20 protein-coding genes are annotated in these 21,878 nt (G+C 66.8%); 16 read left to right on the plus strand and 4 right to left on the minus strand.

Annotated elements, in window-relative coordinates:
* Positions 1 to 95: 95 nt before the first annotated feature.
* From AB4Z10_RS28415 to AB4Z10_RS28425, 3 genes are all read right to left on the minus strand, one after another.
* On the minus strand, positions 96 to 1,688 hold the full coding sequence (locus AB4Z10_RS28415; protein ID WP_441473755.1) for an ABC transporter substrate-binding protein: 1,593 nt from the start codon (positions 1,686 to 1,688) through the stop codon (positions 96 to 98).
* Positions 1,689 to 1,924: 236 nt separating this feature from the next.
* Positions 1,925 to 2,590: a GntR family transcriptional regulator gene (locus AB4Z10_RS28420; RefSeq protein ID WP_441473756.1), complete on the minus strand. Its 666-nt coding sequence runs from the start codon at positions 2,588 to 2,590 to the stop codon at positions 1,925 to 1,927.
* A 52-nt stretch (positions 2,591 to 2,642) separates the two neighbouring features.
* On the minus strand, positions 2,643 to 4,034 hold the full coding sequence (locus AB4Z10_RS28425) for a flagellar biosynthesis protein FlgA (protein WP_441473757.1): 1,392 nt from the start codon (positions 4,032 to 4,034) through the stop codon (positions 2,643 to 2,645).
* Between the two features lie 150 nt (positions 4,035 to 4,184).
* Between AB4Z10_RS28425 and AB4Z10_RS28430 the strand changes: the two genes are divergently transcribed.
* The 6 genes from AB4Z10_RS28430 (at position 4,185) to pcaF (ending at position 10,803) form a co-directional block, all read left to right on the plus strand.
* Positions 4,185 to 5,219, plus strand: coding sequence for a 4-hydroxythreonine-4-phosphate dehydrogenase PdxA (locus AB4Z10_RS28430; protein WP_441473758.1), 1,035 nt, complete (start codon positions 4,185 to 4,187; stop codon positions 5,217 to 5,219).
* Between the two features lie 75 nt (positions 5,220 to 5,294).
* The gene (locus tag AB4Z10_RS28435) at positions 5,295 to 6,290 is read left to right on the plus strand and encodes a Bug family tripartite tricarboxylate transporter substrate binding protein (protein ID WP_441473759.1); all 996 of its coding nucleotides are present in this window, start codon (positions 5,295 to 5,297) and stop codon (positions 6,288 to 6,290) included.
* 193 nt (positions 6,291 to 6,483) lie between these two features.
* Positions 6,484 to 6,972, plus strand: a complete 489-nt coding sequence (locus AB4Z10_RS28440) for a tripartite tricarboxylate transporter TctB family protein (RefSeq protein WP_441473760.1) — start codon at positions 6,484 to 6,486, stop codon at positions 6,970 to 6,972.
* Between the two features lie 18 nt (positions 6,973 to 6,990).
* Positions 6,991 to 8,502, plus strand: a complete 1,512-nt coding sequence (locus AB4Z10_RS28445) for a tripartite tricarboxylate transporter permease (protein ID WP_441473761.1) — start codon at positions 6,991 to 6,993, stop codon at positions 8,500 to 8,502.
* 52 nt (positions 8,503 to 8,554) lie between these two features.
* Complete coding sequence (locus AB4Z10_RS28450; RefSeq protein WP_441473762.1) at positions 8,555 to 9,472, plus strand: dihydrodipicolinate synthase family protein; 918 nt, start codon at positions 8,555 to 8,557, stop codon at positions 9,470 to 9,472.
* A 122-nt stretch (positions 9,473 to 9,594) separates the two neighbouring features.
* Positions 9,595 to 10,803, plus strand: a complete 1,209-nt coding sequence (gene pcaF / locus AB4Z10_RS28455; protein ID WP_441473763.1) for a 3-oxoadipyl-CoA thiolase — start codon at positions 9,595 to 9,597, stop codon at positions 10,801 to 10,803.
* A gap of 49 nt (positions 10,804 to 10,852) precedes the next feature.
* Here the strand turns inward: pcaF and AB4Z10_RS28460 are convergent, their stop codons facing one another.
* On the minus strand, positions 10,853 to 11,326 hold the full coding sequence (locus tag AB4Z10_RS28460; protein WP_441473764.1) for a hypothetical protein: 474 nt from the start codon (positions 11,324 to 11,326) through the stop codon (positions 10,853 to 10,855).
* 217 nt (positions 11,327 to 11,543) lie between these two features.
* On the opposite strand from AB4Z10_RS28460, the gene AB4Z10_RS28465 reads away from it, so the two are divergent.
* The 10 genes from AB4Z10_RS28465 to AB4Z10_RS28510 all read left to right on the plus strand — a co-directional run.
* Positions 11,544 to 12,200 (plus strand): helix-turn-helix domain-containing protein, encoded by a 657-nt coding sequence (locus AB4Z10_RS28465; protein ID WP_441473773.1) that lies wholly within the window; start codon positions 11,544 to 11,546, stop codon positions 12,198 to 12,200.
* Between the two features lie 183 nt (positions 12,201 to 12,383).
* Positions 12,384 to 13,997: a cytochrome-c oxidase, cbb3-type subunit I gene (gene ccoN, locus AB4Z10_RS28470; protein ID WP_441473774.1), complete on the plus strand. Its 1,614-nt coding sequence runs from the start codon at positions 12,384 to 12,386 to the stop codon at positions 13,995 to 13,997.
* Positions 13,998 to 14,009: 12 nt separating this feature from the next.
* Complete coding sequence (gene ccoO, locus AB4Z10_RS28475) at positions 14,010 to 14,774, plus strand: cytochrome-c oxidase, cbb3-type subunit II (RefSeq protein WP_441473765.1); 765 nt, start codon at positions 14,010 to 14,012, stop codon at positions 14,772 to 14,774.
* 11 nt (positions 14,775 to 14,785) lie between these two features.
* Positions 14,786 to 14,941, plus strand: coding sequence for a cbb3-type cytochrome c oxidase subunit 3 (locus tag AB4Z10_RS28480; RefSeq protein WP_441473766.1), 156 nt, complete (start codon positions 14,786 to 14,788; stop codon positions 14,939 to 14,941).
* Complete coding sequence (gene ccoP / locus AB4Z10_RS28485) at positions 14,942 to 15,844, plus strand: cytochrome-c oxidase, cbb3-type subunit III (protein WP_441473767.1); 903 nt, start codon at positions 14,942 to 14,944, stop codon at positions 15,842 to 15,844. It abuts the gene before it with no gap.
* Between the two features lies 1 nt (position 15,845).
* Positions 15,846 to 17,300, plus strand: coding sequence for a cytochrome c oxidase accessory protein CcoG (ccoG, locus tag AB4Z10_RS28490; RefSeq protein WP_441473768.1), 1,455 nt, complete (start codon positions 15,846 to 15,848; stop codon positions 17,298 to 17,300).
* A 20-nt stretch (positions 17,301 to 17,320) separates the two neighbouring features.
* Entirely contained in the window at positions 17,321 to 17,842 is a 522-nt protein-coding gene (locus AB4Z10_RS28495; RefSeq protein ID WP_441473769.1) for a FixH family protein, read from the plus strand.
* 1 nt (position 17,843) lies between these two features.
* Positions 17,844 to 20,042, plus strand: a complete 2,199-nt coding sequence (locus tag AB4Z10_RS28500) for a heavy metal translocating P-type ATPase (protein WP_441473770.1) — start codon at positions 17,844 to 17,846, stop codon at positions 20,040 to 20,042.
* The gene (gene ccoS, locus AB4Z10_RS28505) at positions 20,039 to 20,212 is read left to right on the plus strand and encodes a cbb3-type cytochrome oxidase assembly protein CcoS (protein ID WP_441473771.1); all 174 of its coding nucleotides are present in this window, start codon (positions 20,039 to 20,041) and stop codon (positions 20,210 to 20,212) included. Before AB4Z10_RS28500 ends, ccoS begins: the two co-directional genes overlap by 4 nt.
* Before the next feature lie 223 nt (positions 20,213 to 20,435).
* Positions 20,436 to 21,878: DNA translocase FtsK (locus AB4Z10_RS28510; protein ID WP_441473772.1), on the plus strand; the 1,443-nt coding region annotated here is incomplete at its 3' end.

Below are 21,878 nucleotides of genomic sequence, written 5' to 3' on the forward strand. Positions count from 1 at the left end.
CCCATCGTCTCCGCCTCCCGAAACGCGGCCCCGCAGGGGCCGCGTCGTTTGGCACGCATCAGCCGCGCCGGATCGGGGCGCGGCTGGCACTTCGCTCAGTTGGCGATGTCGACGCCGTAGAAGACATGGCGGCTGAACGGCGAGAGCTTGAAGTCCTTCACTTCCTTGCGGACGGGTTTCAGCTGCACCGCATGCGCGATGGTGAACCAGGGCGACTGCTCCTTGAACACCACCTGCGCCTGCCGATAGAGCCTCTCGCGCTCGGCCTGGTCGGTGACGGTCTTCGCCTTCGTCACCAGCTCCTCGAAGGGCTGGTAGCAGAACTTGGCGACGTTCGAGCCGTTGGTCTTGGCCGAGTCGCAGCCCAGCAGCGTGTGCAGGAAGTTGTCCGGATCGCCGTTGTCGCCGGTCCAGCCGAGCATGCCCGTCTGGTGCTCGCCGTTCTGCATGCGCTTGCGGTACTCGCCCCATTCGAAGCTCTTGATCTCGGCCTTGACGCCGACCTTGGCGAGGTCCGCCTGCATCAGCTCGGCGATGCGCTTGGCGTTCGGGTTGTACGGACGCTGCACCGGCATCGCCCAGAGGTCGATCTCGAGCCCGTTCGGATAGCCGGCATCGGCCAGCTCCTTCTTGGCGGCCTCCGGATCATAGGGGTCGTCCTTGATGGTCTCGTTGTACGACCACATCGACGGCGGGATCGGGTTGATCGCCGCGATGCCGCTGGAAAGATAGACCGCGTCGATGATCGCCTTCTTGTTGATCGCCTTGTTGACGGCCCGGCGAACCCTGACGTCGTCGAAGGGCTTCTTGGTGGTGTTGTAGGCGAGATAGCCGATGTTCAGGCCGGGTTGCTCGAGGATCTGGACGTTGGCGTCCTTCTTGATCGCGTCGAGATCGGCCGGGTTCGGATAGGGCATGACATGGCATTCGCCCTTCTGGAGCTTGGCCCAGCGCACCGAGGCATCCGGCGTGATCGCGAAGATGAGGTCATCGATCTTCGCCTTGCCGGCCCAATACTCCGGGAAGGCCTTGTAGCGGATGATCGCGTCCTTCTGGTACTGCACCAGGAAGAACGGGCCGGTGCCGATCGGGTCCTGATCGAGCTTTTCAGGCGTGCCGGCCTTCAGCATCGCGTCGGCATATTCCTTCGACTGCACGCTGGCGTACTGCATGGCGAGGTCGGAGAGGAACGGCGCCTCGGGCTGGTTCAGCGTGAACTTGACCGTATAGTCATCGACCTTCTCGACCGACTTCAGCAGCTTGGGCATGCCCATGTCGTTGAAGTAGGAGTGGTTCGAGCTCGTCACCTTGAAGAACGGGTGATCTTCCTTCCACTGCCGCTCGATCATGAACATGACGTCGTCGGCGTTGAAGTCGCGCGTCGGCTTGAACGTCTTGTTCGAATGCCACTTCACGCCCTTGCGCAGATGGAAGGTGTAGGTCAGGCCGTCCGGCGAGATGTCCCATTTCTCGGCGAGCGCCGGCTGGACCTTGGTGCCACCGCGCTCGAACTGGACGATGGTGTCGTAGATCTGGGTGTTCGCGTCGAAGGAGGTGCCGGTCGTGTTGACGCTCGGCGCGAAGTTCTCAGGGCTGCCCTCGGAGCAATAGACCAGCGTCTTCGCCATCAGCGGCTGCGCCGCCATCAGCGCCGAGGCCGACAGCGTCGCCAACAGAATTTTCTTCATGGATGTCTCCTCGAACGCCTCTCTCCGCCGCCTCAGGCGGATGATGATCCCGTTGCATCGGAAGCTTCATGGGCGGAATTCCCCGAGCCGCCTTGTCAACAGCTTATTGAAAGTCGAGGGGCGCGAATAGTCGTTTCCGCAGGCGTTTTGCGACCTGTGGAGGGGAGGGTAAACGATTGCGCTGTGCGTCCGCGTGGCCTGGAAAGAGGCGCCGCAGGGGCCGGCCAGCCTTCCGGCTAGAGCACCTCGCGCACGCGCAGCAGGGTGACATCCATATGACGGCCGATCGCCTCCGACAGGGCATCGGCGTCGCGCTTGAGCAGCGCCGCCATCATCTCTTCATGCTCGGCCACCGCGCCGGCCCATTTCTCCGGGCCTTCATTGCCGACGAAGCGCAGCCGCTTGATGCGCGACTGCAGGGTGGTGTGCATCTCGAGCAGCACCGGGTTGCCGGAGGCGGCGACGATGGCGCTGTGAATGGCCTGGTTGAGCTTGAAATAGTCGAGGCGATCGCGCGTCGCATAGAGCGCCAGCATGTCCTGATGCATCTTGTGGATCGCTGCGATCGTGGCGTCGCTGGCCTGGGCGCAGGCGATCCGGCCGCCGAGTTGCTCCAGGCTCTTGATGACCTCGAGGATGTCGGCGAGGTCGCGCGCCGAGAACTTGCGGACCACGGCGCCCTTGGCCGGCAGGATCTCGACCAGCCCCTCGCTGGCGAGCGTCTTGATCGCCTCGCGCAGCGGCGTCCGCGAGACGCCGAGCTGCGTGCCGATCAGCCCCTCGTTGATGCGCTGACCGGGAGCGAGCTGGCCCTCGATGATCATGTCGCGCACGCGCTCCAGGACCTCGTCATGGAGGGTCCGCCGCGTGATCCGGGGGAAGTCGGCCGCCGTCTCGCTCATCGCTGCTCCATTGTTCTCGGCCGCTCCGTTACGGCATGCGGCTTCGTCGCTGTCAAACGGCGGCGAAGAGCTTGTCCTGGCGCTGGCGCATCGCCAGCAGGCCGGAATCGCCGGCGATCTCGACATCGCCGAGGCGGATCGCCTCGCCGGCTTTGACAGCGCGGACGAGCGGCCGGTCGGCGACGAGATAGAACGGGGCAGGGCGGTCGGCCGCGAGCGGAGCGGCAGGGCGAACCTCGGCGCCGATGCCGTCGATGCTGTGATGGTGGCCGCCCATCTTCAGAACCGTGTCGGCCGGGAGGTCACGCTGCGCCACCGCGACGAGATCCTGCCGCGGCCGATAATCCTCGCCATAGCCGGAGCGGCCGAGGCCGGCGGCGTCGAGGATGGAGGTGGCGACTTCCACGCCCAGCAGGTGGCGCGGCAGGTAGAGCGCCGCAGTCCGGCCGCTGCGGCTGACGACATGGCCCTTGCCGGCGAGCATCTCCCAGGTCTCGGCATTGTCGCAGCGCACGACGATGAAGACGCCGCCGGCGAAGCTCGCCTCTTCCGCCAGGCGGAGGTGATGGAACACGTCGATGCGGCGCGTGCCCGACATCAGGCCGCCTTCGCTGCGCTGCGCAAAGAGATCGGCGAGCTCCGGGATACGCGCCGGCGGTGCATGGAAGCCGGCTGCGTCGGCCGAGAAGCCGAGCGCGTTGGCGACCAGCATCATCTCGCAGAGATCGGGCACGGCTCGCAGCGGGAAGGCCTCGCCCAGAATGCGCGCACGCTCCGCCGCATTGGCGACGATGGAGCGCGAGCCGGGCAGCCAGTGTTCGCGGAGCGCCGGCAGCGAGCGGGTCACCCCATTGCAGGTGACGTTGCCGGTGGCCGCGTCGAGCACGAAGTCGTACTCGCTCGACTTGCCGGCCGCGATGATGTCGAGGCCGAGCACCTCGGCCCAGCTCGCCAGCGCGATCAGCAGGCTCGGCTGGTCGCCGTCGACCGGCGTCACCACGACACCCTTCTCGCGGGCGAGGCGCGCCAGCCCCGGCCCGACGACGCTGTCGGCCTCCTTCGAGACAAGAGCGACATGGCGGCCGGCATCGATCGCTGCGAGGCTGTGGCGGGTCGCGCCTTCCGGGCTGCCCGTCGCTTCGACGAGCAGCTGGAAGGGGAGGCCGAGGACGATGCCGAGGCTCGCTGCTGCGACGCATTTGCCGCTGTCCCAAGCCGCACGCGCTTCGGCTGTGGTCTCGCACAGCGCGATTTCGGAAGGCGCGAAGCCGGCCGCGGCGAAGGCGCGCCCGGCGGCGTCGGCCGTCATGTCCACGGCAATGCGCGCACTGATCAGCCGCGTGCGGCGCGACTGCGCCAGATAGCTGCGGCCGAAGCTGCCGCTGCCGACGAGGCAGGTTTCGACCGGTTCGGTGATCCCGGCGTAATGCGCGTGGAAATTCATCGCTCTCCTCCCGGCACGGCCGATGACGGCGTGGCCGCGCTTTTGGCGATGACTACAGCAATCTCGTTATGCTGCATACAGCATACTTGAGGCGATGAGAGGCCTGTGTTAGCGAGGAGGGGCAAGAATGCTGGGCAGCGGAGTGCGGCCATGAACGAGCGGATGAATGAGGCCCTGCCGGTGATTGCCGTTGCGATGGGCGATCCTTCGGGCATCAGTCCGGAGCTGACGGCGCGGATTCTTTCAGAGGCTGATCTCAGGGCGGCGGCGCGTTATGTCGTGTTCGGCGACAAGCGGCTTCTCGATCTCGGCATCGAGGATGGCGACGTCGATCCGCAGGTTCAGGTCGTGAAGGACGGCGATGCGTTGCCGCTCGGCGACAAGCCCGTCTTCGTCGATCTCGGCAACCACGACCCGGCCGATCTCCAGCGCGGCAAGGCGACGCTCGCAGGCGGCAAGGCTGCGACCGAGAATTTCCGCCGCGCGCTGCAGTTCGCCGCTGCCGGCAAGGCCGATGCGGTGTTCTTCACGCCCTTCAACAAGGCGGCGATGCGCTTCGCCTATCCCGGCTATGACGACGAGATCCGCTTCGTGCGCGATGCCATCGGCTTCGAGGGTGCGGCGAGCGAGTTCAACATCCTCGACAAGCTCTGGAACGCCCGCGTCACCTCGCATATCCCGCTCTCCGAGGTGGCCAAGAACATCACCCAGGAACGCATTCTGCGGGCGCTGACGCTGGCGGACGCCAATCTGCGGGCGGCCGGCTTCAACCCGCCGCGCATCGCGGTTGCCGGCATCAATCCGCATGCCGGCGATGGCGGCAATTTCGGCCGTGACGAGATCGAGACGATCGAGCCGGCAGTCGCGGCGGCCAAGGCCAACGGCTTCACCGTCGAGGGACCGTTCCCCTCCGACACCGTCTTCCTGCGTGCCAAGAACGGCGATTTCGACGCCGTGCTGACGATGTATCACGACCAGGGGCAGATCGCGATGAAGCTGATCGGCTTCGACCGCGGCGTCACCCTGATCGGCGGCTTCCCCTTCCCGATCTGCACGCCCGCCCATGGCACGGCCTATGAGATCGCCGGCAAGGGAATCGCCAATCTCGGCGCGACGCGCGCCGCGCTCTCGCTCGCCATCAAGATGGCTCAGGACGGAAAGGCGAGGGCGCGCGCTGCGGCCTGAGTTTCAGCTGCTTTCAGTGAAGCCGCCAATAAGAGCGGCGTCGCAAAAATCCAATTCCTAGGGAGAAAAACCATCATGAAGACCATTGCCATCTCGGCTGCGTTCGCCGGCGCGCTCGCGCTCGGCGGCGTCGGTGCGGCGCAGGCCTGGGAGCCGACCAAGCCGATCGAGTTCGTCGTGACCTCGGGCGCCGGCGGCGGCACCGACAATTTCGCTCGCATCATCCAGTCGATCATCACCAAGCATAAGTTCACCGAGCAGCCGATCGTGGTGGTGAACAAGGGCGGCGGCTCGGGCGCCGAGGGCTATGTCTATGGCAAGGGCGCCAAGGGCGATCCGAACCGCGTCATCTTCGGCACCAACAACGCCTATCTGCTGCCCTATGTCGCCAAGCTCGGCTACAAGTTCACGGACCTCACGCCGGTCGCCTCGCTCGCGCTCGACGAGTTCCTGATCTGGGTGAAGGGTGACGCGCCCTATGCCGACGCCAAGAGCTATATCGAGGCGGTCAAGGCCAAGCCCATGGGCTTCAAGATGGGCGGCAGCCAGTCCAAGGACACCGACCAGACGCTGACCTCGATGATCCAGGACGCCACCGGCGTGAAGTGGATCTACGTGCCGTTCCAGGGCGGCAGCGCCGCGGCCGTGCAGCTCGCCGGCGGCCATATCGACTCCAACGTCAACAACCCCAACGAGAATATCGGCCAGTGGAAGGCCGGCCAGGTGAAGCCGCTCTGCGTGTTCTCGCCGGTTCGCCTCGCCAAGAGCGATCCGGTCTTCGAGGGCAAGGGCTGGGGCGACATCCCAACCTGCAAGGAGGCGGGTCTGCCGCTCGAGACCTTCCAGATGCCGCGCACCGTCTGGCTGCCGGCCGACGTCCCCGCCGATGCCGTTGCCTACTACGCCGACCTGATGGAGAAGGTCTCCAAGACGCCGGAGTGGCAGGAGTTCGTGCAGCGCACCGCCCAGACCGCCCGGTTCATGAAGGGCAAGGAGCTCGCCGACTTCGTCGCCAAGGACGAGGCTGCGAACAAGAAGGTCTTCGAGAACGAAGGCTGGGTCGCGAAGTAAGGTGTAGTCGGCGCGTGCCGATTTGCCTCGGAACCCCGCAGTCATCCCGGGCTTGACCCGGGATCCATGCCAGAACCTCTATCGGGTAGGCTCAGGCATGGATCCCGGATCTCCGCTTCGCTCCGTCCGGGATGACCCGCTTCTCCTTTGAAACGCGCGTTCCCGCCGCCCCCCGCAAGGAGGAAACCACCGCATGATCACCCGCTTCTGGGCTGAAATCGGGACGGCGATCCTGACGCTGGTCTTCGGGCTCGTCATCGTGAAGGGCTCGCTGGAATTCGGCATCGGCTGGGATTCCGCCGGGCCGCAGCCCGGTGCCTTCCCGTTCTATGCCGGGGTGCTGATCGCGCTGGCGAGCCTCGGCACGCTGGCGATGACGGTCGGCCAGCGTGTGGCCGGCAAGGCCGCACTCGCCGAGTCCTTCCTCGATGCCGAGCGCGGCAAACGGGTGCTGTCCTTCCTGCTGCCGCTCATCGGCTTCGTGGTGCTGAGCGCGACGCTCGGCATGTATGTCGCGACGATCCTCTATCTTGTCTTCGCGATGCGCTTCCAGGGTGGTTACGGCTGGCTGCCGACGCTCGTCACCGCCTTCGCGACGGCGGCGTTCTTCTACTTCGCTCTCGAAAAATTCTTCCAGATCGGCCTGCTCAAGGGCCCGATCGAGCCGCTCATCGGCCTCTGAGGCGGCAGGGAAACGCGCATGGACAACGTCGCCAACCTGATGCACGGCTTCTCGGTCGCGCTCACCACGCATCATATCCTGCTGATGATGGCAGGCGTGCTCCTCGGCGTGCTCGTCGGGGTGCTGCCGGGGCTCGGCGCCCCCAACGGCGTCTCGCTGCTGTTGCCGCTGACTTTCTCGATGGACCCGGTCTCGGCGATCATCCTGCTGACCTCGCTCTACTGGGGGGCGCTCTTCGGCGGTTCGACCACCTCGATCCTGTTCAACATCCCCGGCGAACCGTCTTCGGTCGCCACCACATTCGACGGCCATCCCATGGCCAAGCAGGGCAAGGCGACCGAGGCGTTGTCCTTCGCCTTCCTCTCCGCCGGCTTCGGCGCCATGGCCGGCGTCATCCTGATCACGCTGCTCTCCGGCTGGGTCGCGAAATTCGCGCTGCGCTTCTCCTCGCCCGAGTATTTCGCCGTCTATTTCATGACCTTCGCGAGTTTCATCGGGCTCGGTGGTTCCTCGCCCTTCAAGACGGTCGTGTCGATGGCGATGGGCTTCGCGCTGGCGACGATCGGCATGGACTCGGTGTCGGGAAATGTCCGGCTCACCTTCGAGTTCGACGTGCTGCTCGCGGGCGTCAGCTTCCTGATCGCGGTCATCGGCCTGTTCGGCATCGGCGAATTGCTGCTGACGATGGAGGAGGGGCTGCGCTTCGAAGGTGTCGCCGCCAAGGTCCGCATCAGCGACGTGCTGCGCACCGCCGCGAAGCTGCCGCGCTACTGGCTCGCTTTGCTGCGCTCCTCGCTGATCGGCATCTGGATGGGCATCACGCCGGGCGGGCCGACCGCGGCCTCCTTCATGAGCTACGCCATGGCCAAGCGCTCCTCGCGCAACCCGGCGAAGTTCGGCAAGGGCGAGCCCGAGGGCGTGATCGCACCCGAGACGGCCGACCACGCCGCCGGCTCCGCCGCCATGCTGCCGATGCTGGCGCTCGGCATTCCCGGCTCGGCGACAGCGGCGGTGATGATGGGCGGTCTGATGATCTGGGGCCTCAACCCCGGCCCGACGCTCTTCACCGACCGGCCGGATTTCGTCTGGGGCCTGATCGCCTCGATGTATCTCGGCAATGTCGTCGCGGTGGTGATCGTGCTGGCGACGGTGCCGCTCTTCGCCTCGATCCTGCGCATTCCCTTCTCGATCATCGGGCCGATCATCGTCGTGATCTGCTTCATCGGCGCCTACACCGCCGCGAGCAAGGAGTTCGACATCTGGCTCGCGCTGATCTTCGGGCTCGTCGGCTACGTCTTCAAGAAGCTCGATTATCCGATCGCGCCGCTGGTGCTCGCCATGGTCATCGGCGACAAGGCCGAGGACGCCTTCCGCCAGTCGATGATCTTCAGCCAGGGTTCGCTCTCGATCTTCTGGTCGAACCCGCTGGTCTCGACGCTGATGACGATCGGTCTGGCGCTGCTGGTCATGCCGGTCGTCGGCGGCGTTGCCCGCCGGCTGCGCGGCACCAAAGCCGCCAGCACTGCTTGACAACCGTATCGCCCGCGCGAATTCCGCCCTGTCCGCCATACGAGATGACGCCATGACCGAACCCTACAAGGGCATCCTGCCGATCGCGCCGACCATCTTCCACGACAATGGCGACCTCGACATCGAGGGCAACAAGCGCGTCATGGACCTGATGGTCGATCAGGGAGTCGACGGCATCTGTATCCTCGCGAATTTCTCGGAGCAGTTCCTGCTCACCGACGAGGAGCGCGATCAGGTGATGCGGCTCTCGATCGAGGAGGTCGCCGGCCGCGTGCCGGTCATCGTCACCACCTCGCATTTCTCGACGCGCATCGCCGCCGCCCGCGCCAAGGCGGCGGCCGATGCCGGCGCCAAGATGCTGATGATGATGCCGCCCTATCATGGCGCGCTGCTCAGGGCCGACGAGCAGGGCATGATCGAGCACTTCAAGGCGGTCACTGACGCCTGCGGCTTGCCCGTCATCCTGCAGGACGCGCCGCTCTCCGGCGTCACCATGACCGTGCCCTTTATGGTGCGCCTGGCCAAGGAGGTGCCGCTCGTCCGCTACTTCAAGATCGAGGTGCCCGGCACGGCGAACAAGCTGCGCGCGCTGATCGAGGCCGGTGGCGAGGCCGTCGTCGGTCCCTTCGACGGCGAGGAGGCGATCACGCTGATGGCCGATCTCGACGCCGGTGCGACCGGCACCATGACCTCGGCGATGATCCCGGACCTGATCAAGCCGATCCTCGCCGCCCATGCCGCGGGCGATCGCAAGCAGGCGGCGGCGCTCTATGCCAAGGTGCTGCCGATCATCAACTACGAGAACCGCCAGTGCGGCCTGCGCTCGGCCAAGGCGGTGATGAAGGAAGGCGGCGTGATCAGGTCGGAGGCCGTACGCCATCCGCTGACCCCGCTGCATCCGAAGACCCGAGAGGGCCTGATCGAACTCGCGCGCGAGCTCGATCCGCTGGCACTGCGCTGGGGCAAATAGGGCGGATGGACGTGGCGTGCGCCCGTGCGCGCCGCTTCGTCTTTACAAAGCGCGGAGGGGCGGCGAGAACACCCGATGACGGCCGGGCCTGAAGGGCCGCGACACAGGGGAAGTTCCCGACGATGACCGAAGCTTTCATCTGCGGCTATGTCCGCACGCCGATCGGCCGCTTCGGCGGCTCCCTCTCCTCGGTGCGGGCGGACGACCTTGGAGCGGTGCCGCTGAAGGCCCTGGTCGAGCGCCATGCCGGCGTCGATTTCGGCGCGATCGACGATGTGATCTTTGGCTGCGCCAACCAGGCTGGCGAGGACAACCGCAACGTCGCGCGCATGTCGCTCCTGCTCGCCGGCCTTCCCAAGGAAGTGCCGGGCACGACGATCAACCGGCTCTGCGGCTCCGGCATGGACGCCGTCATCACGGCGGCCCGCGCGATCAAGGCGGGCGAGGCCGAGCTGATGATCGCCGGCGGCGTCGAGAGCATGTCGCGCGCGCCCTTCGTGCTGCCGAAGGCCGACAGCGCCTTCTCGCGCCACGCCGAGATCCACGACACCACCATCGGCTGGCGCTTCATCAACCCGCTGATGAAGAAGCAATACGGCGTCGACTCCATGCCGGAGACCGGTGAGAACGTCGCGGCCGACTGCAATATCAGCCGTGCCGATCAGGACGCCTTCGCCCTGCGCTCGCAGCAGAAGGCCGTCGCCGCCCAGCAGAACGGCCGGTTCGGCAAGGAGATCGTGCCGGTCGTGATTCCGCAGCGGAAGGGCGACCCCGTCGTCGTGGAGAGCGACGAGCATCCGCGCGGCGACACCACGCTGGAGAAGCTGGCCAAGCTGCCTACGCCTTTCCGCAAGGAGGGCGGCACCGTCACCGCCGGCAATGCCTCGGGCGTCAATGACGGCGCGGCGGCGCTGATCATCGCCTCGGAGAAGGCCGCGGCGAAATATGGCCTGACCCCGCTGGCGCGCGTCGTCGGTGGCGCTGCGGGCGGCGTCGCGCCGCGCGTGATGGGGCTGGGGCCGATCCCGGCGACCCGCAGGCTCTGCGCGCGGCTTGGCCTGAAGCCGACGGATTTCGACATCGTCGAGCTCAACGAGGCCTTCGCCAGCCAGGGCATCGCCGTGCTGCGCGACCTCGGCATTGCCGAGGACGGCGCGCATGTGAATCCGAATGGCGGCGCGATCGCGCTCGGCCATCCGCTCGGCATGTCCGGTGCGCGTATCGCCGGCACGGCCGCACTTGAATTGTCGCTGACCGGCAAGCGCCGCGCACTCGCCACCATGTGCATCGGCGTCGGCCAGGGCATCGCCATCGCGCTCGAAGCGGTCTGAGAGGCCGTCCGGCGCCACTGTAGCCGGCGTCATTCCTGATTGAGACAGGTCAATTCCAGGGTGTGGGCTCCATTCGAGCCCGCCCCAGAACCATCACGCGATCGACCTGGAAGCCCGAACGCTGCAGCGCGTCGTGGTCCTGCGGCCAGGCTGCGGAGCGCTCCAGGGAGATCGAGATTCGGGGCAGGCCGAGCTCGACCGCGAGCTGATTGGCAAAGCGCAGCATCGCATCGACCAGATGCGTTCCCGGCAGGCGCAGCATCGCCAGCTCGAAGATTTCGAGCGTGGTTCCTCCAGCGATGGTCTGCGCGACGCGGAAGGTGAACAGGGCATGCGGCATGCCGCGGGCATCGCGCAGGGCAAAGACGCCGCGCGGGCGGGCGCCGTCCTGCGAATGGTCGCGCACGAAGGCGGCCCAGTCATCGGGCGTTACCTCCGGATGCAGCATGGCGACGAGGCCGTAAACGGCGTCGGCTCCGGCCGGCGCGATGCGCGCGACCTCGAAGATGTCATCGCCGGTCACGTGCGGCTCTCCCGAATTTCTGGAGCGCACGGTGGTTGCGGGGGCGATGTTGTCGCATTGATCTGGATCAATTCCGCCGGCTACGGTGGCAAGCGTGCTTTGTGACCCTGTTGGCCTCGGCTATGGTCGCCGTGAAAAGCGGGAAGATGCGATCGTGAACTGTCACCCTTCGGTCTGTAGCGCTGCCAACCGCGGCGAAGGCAATTGCCGCACCTGCATGGTTCGCCTGGTGAGCGTTTGCGCCTCGCTCTCGGACGACGAGCTGGCGCTGCTCGAATCCCTGGCGCACACCACGCATTTCGCATCCGGCGAGACGCTGTTCACGCAGGGGCGCGAGGCCCACTCCGTCTACAATGTCACGGCTGGCGTGGTGCGCCTCTACAAGCTGTTGTCGGACGGGCGTCGCCAGGTCGTCGGCTTCGCCCTGCCGGGGGATTTCCTCGGGCTCGCCATGCGCGACGCCTATGGCTTCTCGGCCGATGCGATCGGCGATGTCGCGGCCTGCGCGTTCTCGCGCGGCGCCTATACGGCGCTGGTCGACGCCAAGCCGCATCTCCTGAAGCGCCTCCACGAGTTCGCCACGCATGAGCTGACGCTGGCGCATGAGCAGATGATGCTGCTCGGCCGGCGTACGGCCGAGGAGAAGCTGATCTGCTTCCTGCTCGGGATGCAGCAGCGCTGGGCACGGCTCGGCAAGCCATCGGTCACGGTGCCGCTGCCGATGACGCGGCAGGACATCGCGGACTTCCTCGGCCTGACCATCGAGACCGTCAGCCGCACCTTCACCCGCCTCGCCAAGGACAAGACGATCCTGATCGTGCCGGGCGGCGTGCGCGTGATGAATCCCGAGCGCATGAGCATGGTCGCGGCCTGAGGCCTGCGCCCTCTCGCCGCAACCCGCCGCCGGCTCCCCTTGACCTGAATCAACGCCCGGCCTCCGGCCGCTCGGTAAGGCTCCCCTTCATGGCGCGCTCATGCGCCGGCGACGAAGCGGGAGTCGAATGTGACGGCAACGGCGAGCCAAGTCAGGCAGGCGACTGTCGGCGAAATGATCGGCATGCTGATCGCGGCGGCCTGCGTGCTGCCGCTGATCGTGATCTCGGCACTGGCCGAAAATTCGGGCTATGCCTTCCACGCCATGCTGGGCGTCGTGGCGGCTGCCGCCAGCGTCATCCTGATCGCGAACCGCTGCTTCGACGGCACGCCCGCGACTGAGCCGCAAGAGATCGACGGCAAGCCGAACTACAATATGGGGCCCGTCAAGTTCGCGACAGTCGCTGCGATGGTCTGGGGCATCGCCGGTTTCACGGTCGGGCTGCTGATCGCCTCGCAACTGGCCTTCCCGGATCTCAACTTCGATCTGCCCTGGATCAATTTCGGCCGCATGCGGCCGCTGCACACCTCGGCCGTGATCTTCGCCTTCGGCGGCAACGTGCTGATCGGCACGTCCTTCTACGTCGTGCAGCGCACCTGCCGCGCACGCCTGGCGGGCACGCTTTCGCCGTGGTTCGTCGTCCTCGGCTACAACCTCTTCATCGTCATCGCCGGCACCGGCTACCTGCTGGGCATCACCCAGGGCAAGGAATACGCCGAGCCGGAATGGTATGCCGACCTCTGGCTGACCATCGTCTGGGTCGCCTACCTGCTGGTCTTCCTCGGCACGGTGATGAAGCGCAAGGAGCCGCATATCTATGTGGCGAACTGGTTCTATCTCGGCTTCATCCTGACCATCGCCGTCCTGCATATCGGCAACAACGTTGCCGTGCCGGTCTCGGTCCTGTCGCCGAAATCCTACGGCCTCTGGTCGGGCGTGCAGGATGCGATGTTCCAATGGTGGTACGGCCATAACGCCGTCGGCTTCTTCCTCACCGCCGGCTTCCTCGCGATCGTGTATTACTTCGTGCCGAAGCGTGCGGAGCGGCCGATCTACAGCTACCGGCTCTCGATCATCCACTTCTGGGCCCTGATCTTCATCTACATCTGGGCCGGCCCGCACCACCTCCACTATACCGCGCTGCCGGACTGGGCGCAGACGCTGGGCATGACCTTCTCGATCATGCTGTGGATGCCCTCCTGGGGCGGCATGATCAATGGCATCATGACCCTGTCGGGCGCCTGGGACCGGCTGCGCACCGACCCCGTCCTGCGCATGATGGTGGTCTCGCTCGCCTTCTACGGCATGTCGACCTTCGAAGGCCCGCTGATGTCGATCAAGGCGGTCAACGGCCTGTCGCACTACACCGACTGGACCATCGGCCACGTCCATTCCGGCGCGCTCGGCTGGGTCGCCTACATCTCCTTTGGCGCGATCTACTGCCTCGTGCCCTGGCTGTGGAACCGCAAGGGGCTCTACTCGCTCAAGCTGGTGAGCTGGCACTTCTGGATCTCGACGCTCGGCATCGTCTTCTACATCTCGGCGATGTGGGTCTCGGGCATCCTCCAGGGCCTGATGTGGCGCGCCTACACCTCGCTCGGCTTCCTCGAATACTCCTTCATCGAGACCGTCGCGGCGATGCATCCCTTCTATGTGATCCGCGCGATGGGCGGTGCCCTGTTCCTGATCGGCGCGCTGATCATGGCCTTCAACCTCTGGATGACCGTGCGCTCCGAGAGCGCGGCCGAGATGCCGCGCGTGGACGACGCGCCGGCGCCGCTGGCCATGGCCGTCTGAGGAGTTTCCGCAATGACGAGCATCGAACACAAGCCCGCGCGCCGGTCGCTCTGGGCCAAGCACAAGATCTTCGAGACCAACTCGATCATCCTGGTCATCGGCGTGCTGCTGGTGATCTCCGTCGGCGGACTCGTCGAGATCGCGCCGCTCTTCTACCTGAAGAACACGATCGAGACCGTGCAGGGCATGCGCCCCTACACCCCGCTCGAGCTGGCCGGCCGCTCGATCTACGTCCGCGAGGGCTGCTACAACTGCCATAGCCAGATGATCCGGCCGCTGCGCGACGAGGTCGAGCGCTACGGGCATTACTCGCTGGCGGCCGAGAGCATGTACGACAAGCCCTTCCAATGGGGCTCCAAGCGCACCGGGCCCGACCTCGCCCGCGTCGGCGGCAAGTATTCCGACGAATGGCAGCGGGCGCATCTCGCCGAGCCGCGCGCGGTCGTGCCGCAGTCGATCATGCCGGGCTATCCCTTCCTGGCGAAGACCGAGCTGTCCTATGGCGACATCGCCGACGAACTGCGCGCCAATCGCGCCGGCGGCGTGCCCTATACCGACGAGATGATCGCGCAGGCGCAGAGCGACCTGAAGGCGCAGGCGACGCCGGACCATCCCGGCCAGTCCGATCTGGAGAAGCGCTATCCCCGGGTCCAGTCGCGCGATTTCGACGGCAACCCGCAGCGCATCACCGAAGCCGACGCCCTGATCGCCTATCTGCAGGCGCTCGGCACGCTGGTCGACTTCAAGCTCTACGACGACAAGGCCAACATCCGCTGAGCGAGACGACGATGCAAACGACCTATCACTGGCTCGCCGGCTTCGCCCAGTCCGCCGGCCTCCTCTACTTCGTCGCCGTCTTCCTCGGCGTCTGCCTCTACGCCTTCTGGCCGAAGAACCGCGCCCGCTTCGAGGAAGCCGCGCTCAATCCGCTGCGCGAGGACTGAATGATGGACCAGCACCACGACGTCCCCAAGGTCCACGCCCCCCATATCGATGCCGCAACCGGCCAGGCTACGACCGGCCACGAATGGGACGGCATCCGCGAACTCAACACGCCGCTGCCGCGCTGGTGGCTCGGCATCTTCTACGCCACCATCATCTGGTCGTTCGGCTACTGGATCGTCTATCCGGCCTGGCCGTTGCTGACCGACGCGACGAAGGGCGTGATCGGCTATGCCACCCGCTCGGACATCACCGTGCAGATGAACGAGCTCAAGGCCCAGCGCGCCGCGCTGGCCGCCGGCATGACCGACGCGACGCCAGCCCAGATCAAGGCCGATCCGGCGCTGTTCCAGATCGCGATGGCACAGGGCAAGGCCGCCTTCGGCGACAATTGCGCCGCCTGCCACGGCGTCGGCGGTGCCGGCGCCAAGGGCTATCCCAACCTGAACGATGACGACTGGCTCTGGGGCGGTTCGCTCGACACGATCATGCAGACGCTGCGCCACGGCGTCCGCGTCGCCGGCAATGACGAGACGCGGGTGAGCCAGATGCCGGCTTTCGGCCGCGACGGCATGCTCAAGCGCGACGAGATCAACGCCGTCGCCAACCATGTCCGCGAGCTCGCCGGCCTGTCGACCGAGCCGAAGGCCGACCTGGCGCTGGGGCGCAAGCTCTTCGCCGACAACTGCGCCGCCTGTCACGGCCCCGCCGGCAAGGGAAACCAGGAGCTGGGTGCGCCCAACCTGACCGACGCGATCAGCCTTTACGGCATGGACATGGCCTCGCTGACCGAGACCATCACCAACAGCCGGGGCGGCGTGATGCCGGCCTGGGGCGGCCGCCTCGACGAGACGACGCTCAAGGCGCTGACCGTCTACGTCCATTCGCTGGGGGGAGGGCAGTAGCGTGAGCACGGCCGAGGCCGATACCGACGACATCCCGCTGTTTGCGGCGTCGCGGAAGGTCTATCCGCAGAGCGTCTCCGGTCCGTTCCGGCGCGCGAAGTGGCTCATCCTGTTCCTGTGCCTCGGCATCTACTATCTGCTGCCGTTCCTGCGCTGGGACCGTGGCCCGCATTTGCCGAACCAGGCAGTGCTGGCCGACATCGCCAACAATCGCTTCTACTTCTTCTTCATCGAGATCTGGCCGCAGGAGGTCTACTACTTCACCGGCCTGCTGATCCTGGCGGCGTTCGTCCTCTTCCTGATGAACGCCGTCGCGGGCCGGGTCTGGTGCGGCTATCTCTGCCCGCAGACGGTCTGGACCGACCTATTCCTCGCCGTCGAGCGCTTCTTCGAGGGCGACCGGCGCGAGCGCATGCGCCGCGACGAGGCGCCCTGGAGTTTCGACAAGCTCTGGCGCAAGAGCGCCAAGCACGCCGTCTGGCTCGTCATTGCCTGGTGGACCGGCGGCGCCTGGGTCCTCTATTTCGCCGATGCGCCGACGCTGGTGCGCGAGCTTGCGACCTTCACTGCGCCGATCTCGGCCTATGTCTGGATCGCGATCCTGACCTTCACCACCTATTCGCTCGCCGGCATCATGCGCGAGCAGGTCTGCAAGTTCATGTGCCCCTGGCCGCGCATCCAGGCGGCCCTGACCGACGACGAGGCGCTCAACGTCACCTATCGCTATGATCGCGGCGAGCCGCGCGTCTCGGTCAAGCAGGCGCAGAAGCTCAAGGCGCAGGGCGCGCCGGCCGGCGACTGCATCGACTGCCACCAATGCGTCGCCGTCTGCCCGGTCGGCATCGACATCCGCGAGGGCGCCCAGCTCGACTGCATCCAGTGCGGCCTGTGCATCGACGCCTGCGACACCGTCATGGCCAAGATCGACCGTCCCAAGCGGCTGATCGCCTATGACACAGAGATCAACGTCAAGCGGCGCATTGCCGGAAAGCCTGCGGTCTACAACCCGCTGCGGACGCGCACTCTGATCTATGCGGCGCTGATCCTCGTCGTCGGCGGAGCCATGATCTGGCAGCTCGCGACACGCCGCACCGCCGATATCTCGGTGCTGCACGAGCGCGCGCCACTCTTCGTTACGCTCAGCGACGGCTCGATTCGCAACGCCTATACGGTCCGCCTGCTCAACAAGCGCCCGGAGGATCGCCCCTTCGCGCTGACCGTGGACGGGCTGCCGGGCGTCCGCATCGACGCGGTCGGGGTCGCGCCCACCGCCGATCTGCGGCCGGTCGTGACGGTCGACCCGGATTCCTCGCGCGAAGTGCGTGTCCTCGTCACCGTGCCGGCCGGCGTGCCGCTCGAGGCGTCTCAGCCCATCACCATCACGGCCTCGGATCTCTTCGCCGGGGAAACCGTGCGCGCAACCGACCACTTCATGGCGCCCGGAGGCAAACCATGAGCTGCTGCGGAGTTTTCCTGATGTCGTGCGACACCCAAGCCGCGCCGCGCCTGCGCCGTCCTTTCCAGCTCACCGGGCGCATGGTTGCCGCGATGCTGGTGCTGTTCTTCGGCGTCATCATCTCGGTCAATGCGACGATCATGACGGTCGCGCTGCGCACCATGCCGGGGGTCGAGACCCGCAGCGCCTATGAGGACAGCCAGCACTTCAACGAGGAGATCGCGCGCCAGCACGAGCGCGATGCGCGTGGCTGGAACGCCGCGGCCACGCTCGCAAGGCAGGGCGAGGGAGCAGCGCTCGACGTGACGCTGGCGGACCGGCTCGGCCAGCCGCTCTCCGGCTTCACGGCGACGGCGCGGCTGCGCCACCCCGCCACCTCCGCGCGTGATCACAGCGTCGCGCTGAGCGAGCGCCAGCCGGGGCGCTACGAGGCGCGCTTCGACCGTATCGAGGCCGGTGCCTGGATCCTCGAGCTGAAGGCGCGTCGCGGCGAGGAGGTCGTCTTCGTCTCGCGCAGCCGCATCACCCTGCCGGAGAAGTGAGATGGCGGCGCAGGATCTCTCCGTCTTCGTGCGCCATCGCGATGGCGGCGTCGCCAGCATGGAGCTCGCGGTCGACGGCATCCGCTGCGCCGGCTGCATGCAGGCCATCGAAAGCGGCCTCGGCCGCGAGCCCGCCATTCTCGGTGCCCGCGTCAATCTCGCGCTGAAGCGCGTCTCGGTCGAATGGCGCGAAGCTCTGCTGCGGCCGGAGGCCGTCGTCGACAAACTCGCGGCGCTCGGCTTCAAGGCCTATCCCTTCGTGCCGGAGCGGCAGGAGGATGGCGCCGCCACCGAGGAGCGCAGCCTGCTGCGTCGGCTGGGCGTCGCCGGCTTCGCCTCGATGAACATCATGCTGCTCTCGGTCGCGGTCTGGTCCGGCAACAGCGGCGACATCGACCCGACGACGCGGGATTTCTTCCACTGGCTCTCCGCGCTCATTGCCCTGCCGACGGCGGCCTATGCCGGCCGCCCGTTCTTCGAGAGCGCGCTCAGGGCTCTGAAGGCCGGAGCCGTCAACATGGACGTGCCGATCACCATCGGCGTCGTGCTGGCGCTCGCGATGTCGGTCGCCGAAACCTGGACCCATGGCCGCCACGCCTATTTCGACGGCGTGGTGATGCTGCTCTTCTTCCTCCTGATCGGCCGCTATCTCGACCAGCTGATGCGGCGGCGCACCCGCGACCTCGCCGGCAACCTCGCGGCTCTCAAGGCCGAGACGGCGACGCGTCTTGCCGACGACGGCAGCTGGACGATCACGCCGATAGCCGCGATCGTGCCGGGCGACCGCGTCCTCGTGCGGCCGGGCGAACGGGTCTCGGTCGACGGCATCGTCGAGACCGGCCGCTCCGAGCTCGACCAGAGCCTCGTCACCGGGGAGACCGCACCTATTGCGATCGGGCATGGAGAGCGCGTTCACGCCGGCACGCTCAACCTCACCGGCGCGCTGACGGTACGCGTCGAGGCGGCGGGCCAGGGCACCCTGCTTGACGAGATCGATCGGCTGATGAGCCAGGCTGTCGGCAGCCGCTCGCGCTATGTCCGCCTCTCGGACCGGGCTGCGCGGCTCTATGCGCCGGTGGTTCACACTCTGGCGGCCACGACCTTTCTCGGCTGGCTCGCCTGGGGGCTTTCCTGGCCGGAGGCACTGATGATCGCCGTTACCGTGCTGATCATCACCTGCCCCTGCGCGCTTGGCCTCGCGATTCCGGCAGTGCAGGTCGTGGCAGCCTCTGCCCTGTTCAAGCGCAAGATCATGCTGAAGGAGGGCGATGCGCTGGAGCGCCTCGCCGAGGCCGACATCGCGGTCTTCGACAAGACCGGGACGCTGACGCTGCCCGAGCCGGACATCCTCAATCCCGAGGCGCTGCCGCCGGAGCATCGCGCCGAGATCGGCGCGCTCGCGGCGGCGAGCAATCACCCGCTGGCACAGGCCTTGGCGCGAGCGCTGGGTGGCACCTCTGCGAGAACAGACGTCCGCGAGGAGCGCGGACAGGGGCTGTCGGCGGGCGAGGGGAACGACGAGCAGCGCCTCGGCAGCATCGAATTCTGCGGCGCGCAAGCAGATGCCGAGTCAGTGAAGGCGCTTCACCCCGGCGCCTCGCTCATCGCCTATCGCCACGGCTCCTATCGCACCGTGCTGGCGCTCGGGCAGAGCCTGCGCCCGGAAGCGCGCGAGACGATCGCCGCCTTGCGCGCGGCGGGGCTGGAGATCGCGATCCTCTCCGGTGACCGGCCGGAGGCAGTCGCGCCGATTGCGGCCGAGCTCGGCATCGCGCATGTTCAGGCCGGCCTGCTGCCGGGCGACAAGCTCAACCTGCTCGACAGCATGGCGGCGAATGGCCGCAAGGTGCTGATGGTGGGCGACGGCCTCAACGATGCACCGGCGCTCGCAGGGGCCCATGTTTCGATCTCGCCGGTCAGCGCGACTCATCTCGCGCAGGCGGCAGCCGATGTCGTCTTCCTCGGCGACAGCCTCGCGCCGGTATCGGCTGCGCTCGAGATCGCCCGCAAGGCGCGCGGGCTGATGCTGCAGAACCTGTGGTTCGCCGTGCTCTACAACGCTGTGGCGGTGCCGATCGCGATTGCAGGATTGGCGACACCGCTGGTGGCCGCCGCCGCGATGTCGGGCTCGTCGCTGGTCGTGACGCTCAACGCCATGCGCGCACGCAGCCGCAGGGCCGCGCCGGAGGCAGAAGCGTGAACATTATCGTGATCCTGTTTCCGCTCGCGCTGGGGCTCGGGCTGGCCGGCCTTGGCGCCTTCTTCTGGTGCATGCGATCAGGCCAGTTCACCGATCTCGAGGGGGCGGCCTGGCGCGTCCTGCAGGACGACGACGCGGAAAGAAGCACGCCGGAAAAGGAAGCGCGCTGATTGGCACGCGGGCTTGAGCGCGCCACCTTCGGGCATCGAAAAGGAGACTGCCGGAACGGTCTCTTAACCGTGCCGGGCTAGGACTGGGTCTCAGGTTAACGAAGCGTAGTGTTCGCCTAAGCCCATGCAAAAACTGGATCGTTTCCGCCGCGCGAACGCCGTCGCTTCCGAGGATAATCGCCTCGCTCATCCGCAGGAGGGCGTGGCGTCCGCGACCCCGCAAATGCCTGTCTTGGAGCCGATTCGGACCGAGCCGGCATCATCCAGTCTCTGGCCGGCCTATGTCCGGCCCTCGCGCTCCACCGACGCCCATCGCAAGCTGGCGCAGGCCGAGCGGGAACTCTCCGCCTCGCCGGTGCTGGGACAGCGCTTCGACATCAGCCTGTCTCCGACCGCCCCTGCGCCGGGAGAAAGCCGCGTTCGCTTCTGGCGCACGCCGGATCACCTGATCCGGCAGGTCTGGGGTGCGCCCGGCGGCGAGCCGGCGCCTGAACCCGCCATGGACGAGCCGGCAGACGTCGAGTTGACTTTCGACGCGGACGAGAACGCCTTTGTCGATGAGATGCAGCCCGTCGAGGCGGATTTCGCGGCTCACGAGGAGATTGCTGCCTTCCCGGAGCAGGATGTTGCGACGCCGCTCGATTTCATCTCGGATCACGCCTTCTGGGAATGCGTGCCCGAGGCCGAGCGCGACGACGCCGATTTCACCTTCGATCCGATCGCTCCATCGATGATGGCGGAAGCGACGGTCCATGCCCCGGTCGTGGTGTCCGACGAAGAGCCGCGAGTCGCGATGCGCGCACCCACGCCGCTTGCGATCGCAGCACCGGTCGTTGCGCCTGCCTGGTCCGGCTTTGGCTGGGGGCAGAGCTATCAGGTGAGTTTCCAGATCGCGGCACCGTCCTGGCAGATGCCGGCCGCGGATGTGCCGGCGGTCGAAGACGAAACTCCGATCCCGGACGAACCCGTGCCTGCGGCAAAGCCCGGCGTGCCGCTGGCGCGCCGCACGCGGCCTCCGGTCGAGCCCAAGCCCGTTCTGTCCAAGCCTGTTCAGCCCGAGCCCGCTCAGCCTGAACCTGTTCGTCGCGAGCCGGTCGCGGCCGAATCCGCGCAGGTCACCCCCTTCAGGGCCAAGCTTCGCCTCGTCGAACTCCCTGTCGTGCACGATGCGGGCTTCCAGTTGCCGCCGATCGAGTTCCTCGCCGAGCCGCCGCAGGCGCAGGCCGAGACCATGCCGGTCGAGATGCTGCAGCAGAATGCCGGGCTGCTCGAAGGCGTGCTCGAAGACTTCAATATCAGGGGCGAGATCGTCCAGGCTTGCCCCGGCCCGGTCGTGACGCTGTACGAACTCGAACCCGCCCCCGGTATCAAGAGCTCGCGGGTGATTTCGCTTGCCGACGACATCGCGCGCTCGATGAGCGCGGTCTCGGCCCGCGTGGCGGTGGTGCAGGGCAAGAACGCCATCGGCATCGAACTGCCCAACAGCAAGCGCGAGACCGTCTTCCTGCGCGAATTGCTCGCCAGCCAGGATTTCGAGGCGACCAAGCACAAGCTCGCGCTCTGCCTCGGCAAGACCATCGGCGGCGAGCCGGTCATCGCCGACCTCGCCCGGATGCCGCATCTCCTCGTCGCCGGCACCACCGGCTCGGGCAAGTCCGTCGCGATC

Source organism: Allobosea sp. RAF48 (assembly GCF_052114025.1).
Taxonomy (GTDB): domain Bacteria; phylum Pseudomonadota; class Alphaproteobacteria; order Rhizobiales; family Beijerinckiaceae; genus Allobosea.

Coding starts and splice junctions, on each gene's coding strand:
- AB4Z10_RS28415 (WP_441473755.1), bottom strand. CDS start 1,688: ATGAAGAAAATTCTGTTGGCGACGCTGTCGGCCTCGGCGCTGATGGCG.
- AB4Z10_RS28420 (WP_441473756.1), bottom strand. CDS start 2,590: ATGAGCGAGACGGCGGCCGACTTCCCCCGGATCACGCGGCGGACCCTC.
- AB4Z10_RS28425 (WP_441473757.1), bottom strand. CDS start 4,034: ATGAATTTCCACGCGCATTACGCCGGGATCACCGAACCGGTCGAAACC.
- AB4Z10_RS28430 (WP_441473758.1), top strand. CDS start 4,185: ATGAACGAGCGGATGAATGAGGCCCTGCCGGTGATTGCCGTTGCGATG.
- AB4Z10_RS28435 (WP_441473759.1), top strand. CDS start 5,295: ATGAAGACCATTGCCATCTCGGCTGCGTTCGCCGGCGCGCTCGCGCTC.
- AB4Z10_RS28440 (WP_441473760.1), top strand. CDS start 6,484: ATGATCACCCGCTTCTGGGCTGAAATCGGGACGGCGATCCTGACGCTG.
- AB4Z10_RS28445 (WP_441473761.1), top strand. CDS start 6,991: ATGGACAACGTCGCCAACCTGATGCACGGCTTCTCGGTCGCGCTCACC.
- AB4Z10_RS28450 (WP_441473762.1), top strand. CDS start 8,555: ATGACCGAACCCTACAAGGGCATCCTGCCGATCGCGCCGACCATCTTC.
- pcaF (WP_441473763.1), top strand. CDS start 9,595: ATGACCGAAGCTTTCATCTGCGGCTATGTCCGCACGCCGATCGGCCGC.
- AB4Z10_RS28465 (WP_441473773.1), top strand. CDS start 11,544: ATGGTTCGCCTGGTGAGCGTTTGCGCCTCGCTCTCGGACGACGAGCTG.
- ccoN (WP_441473774.1), top strand. CDS start 12,384: ATGCTGATCGCGGCGGCCTGCGTGCTGCCGCTGATCGTGATCTCGGCA.
- ccoO (WP_441473765.1), top strand. CDS start 14,010: ATGACGAGCATCGAACACAAGCCCGCGCGCCGGTCGCTCTGGGCCAAG.
- AB4Z10_RS28480 (WP_441473766.1), top strand. CDS start 14,786: ATGCAAACGACCTATCACTGGCTCGCCGGCTTCGCCCAGTCCGCCGGC.
- ccoP (WP_441473767.1), top strand. CDS start 14,942: ATGATGGACCAGCACCACGACGTCCCCAAGGTCCACGCCCCCCATATC.
- AB4Z10_RS28495 (WP_441473769.1), top strand. CDS start 17,321: ATGTCGTGCGACACCCAAGCCGCGCCGCGCCTGCGCCGTCCTTTCCAG.
- AB4Z10_RS28500 (WP_441473770.1), top strand. CDS start 17,844: ATGGCGGCGCAGGATCTCTCCGTCTTCGTGCGCCATCGCGATGGCGGC.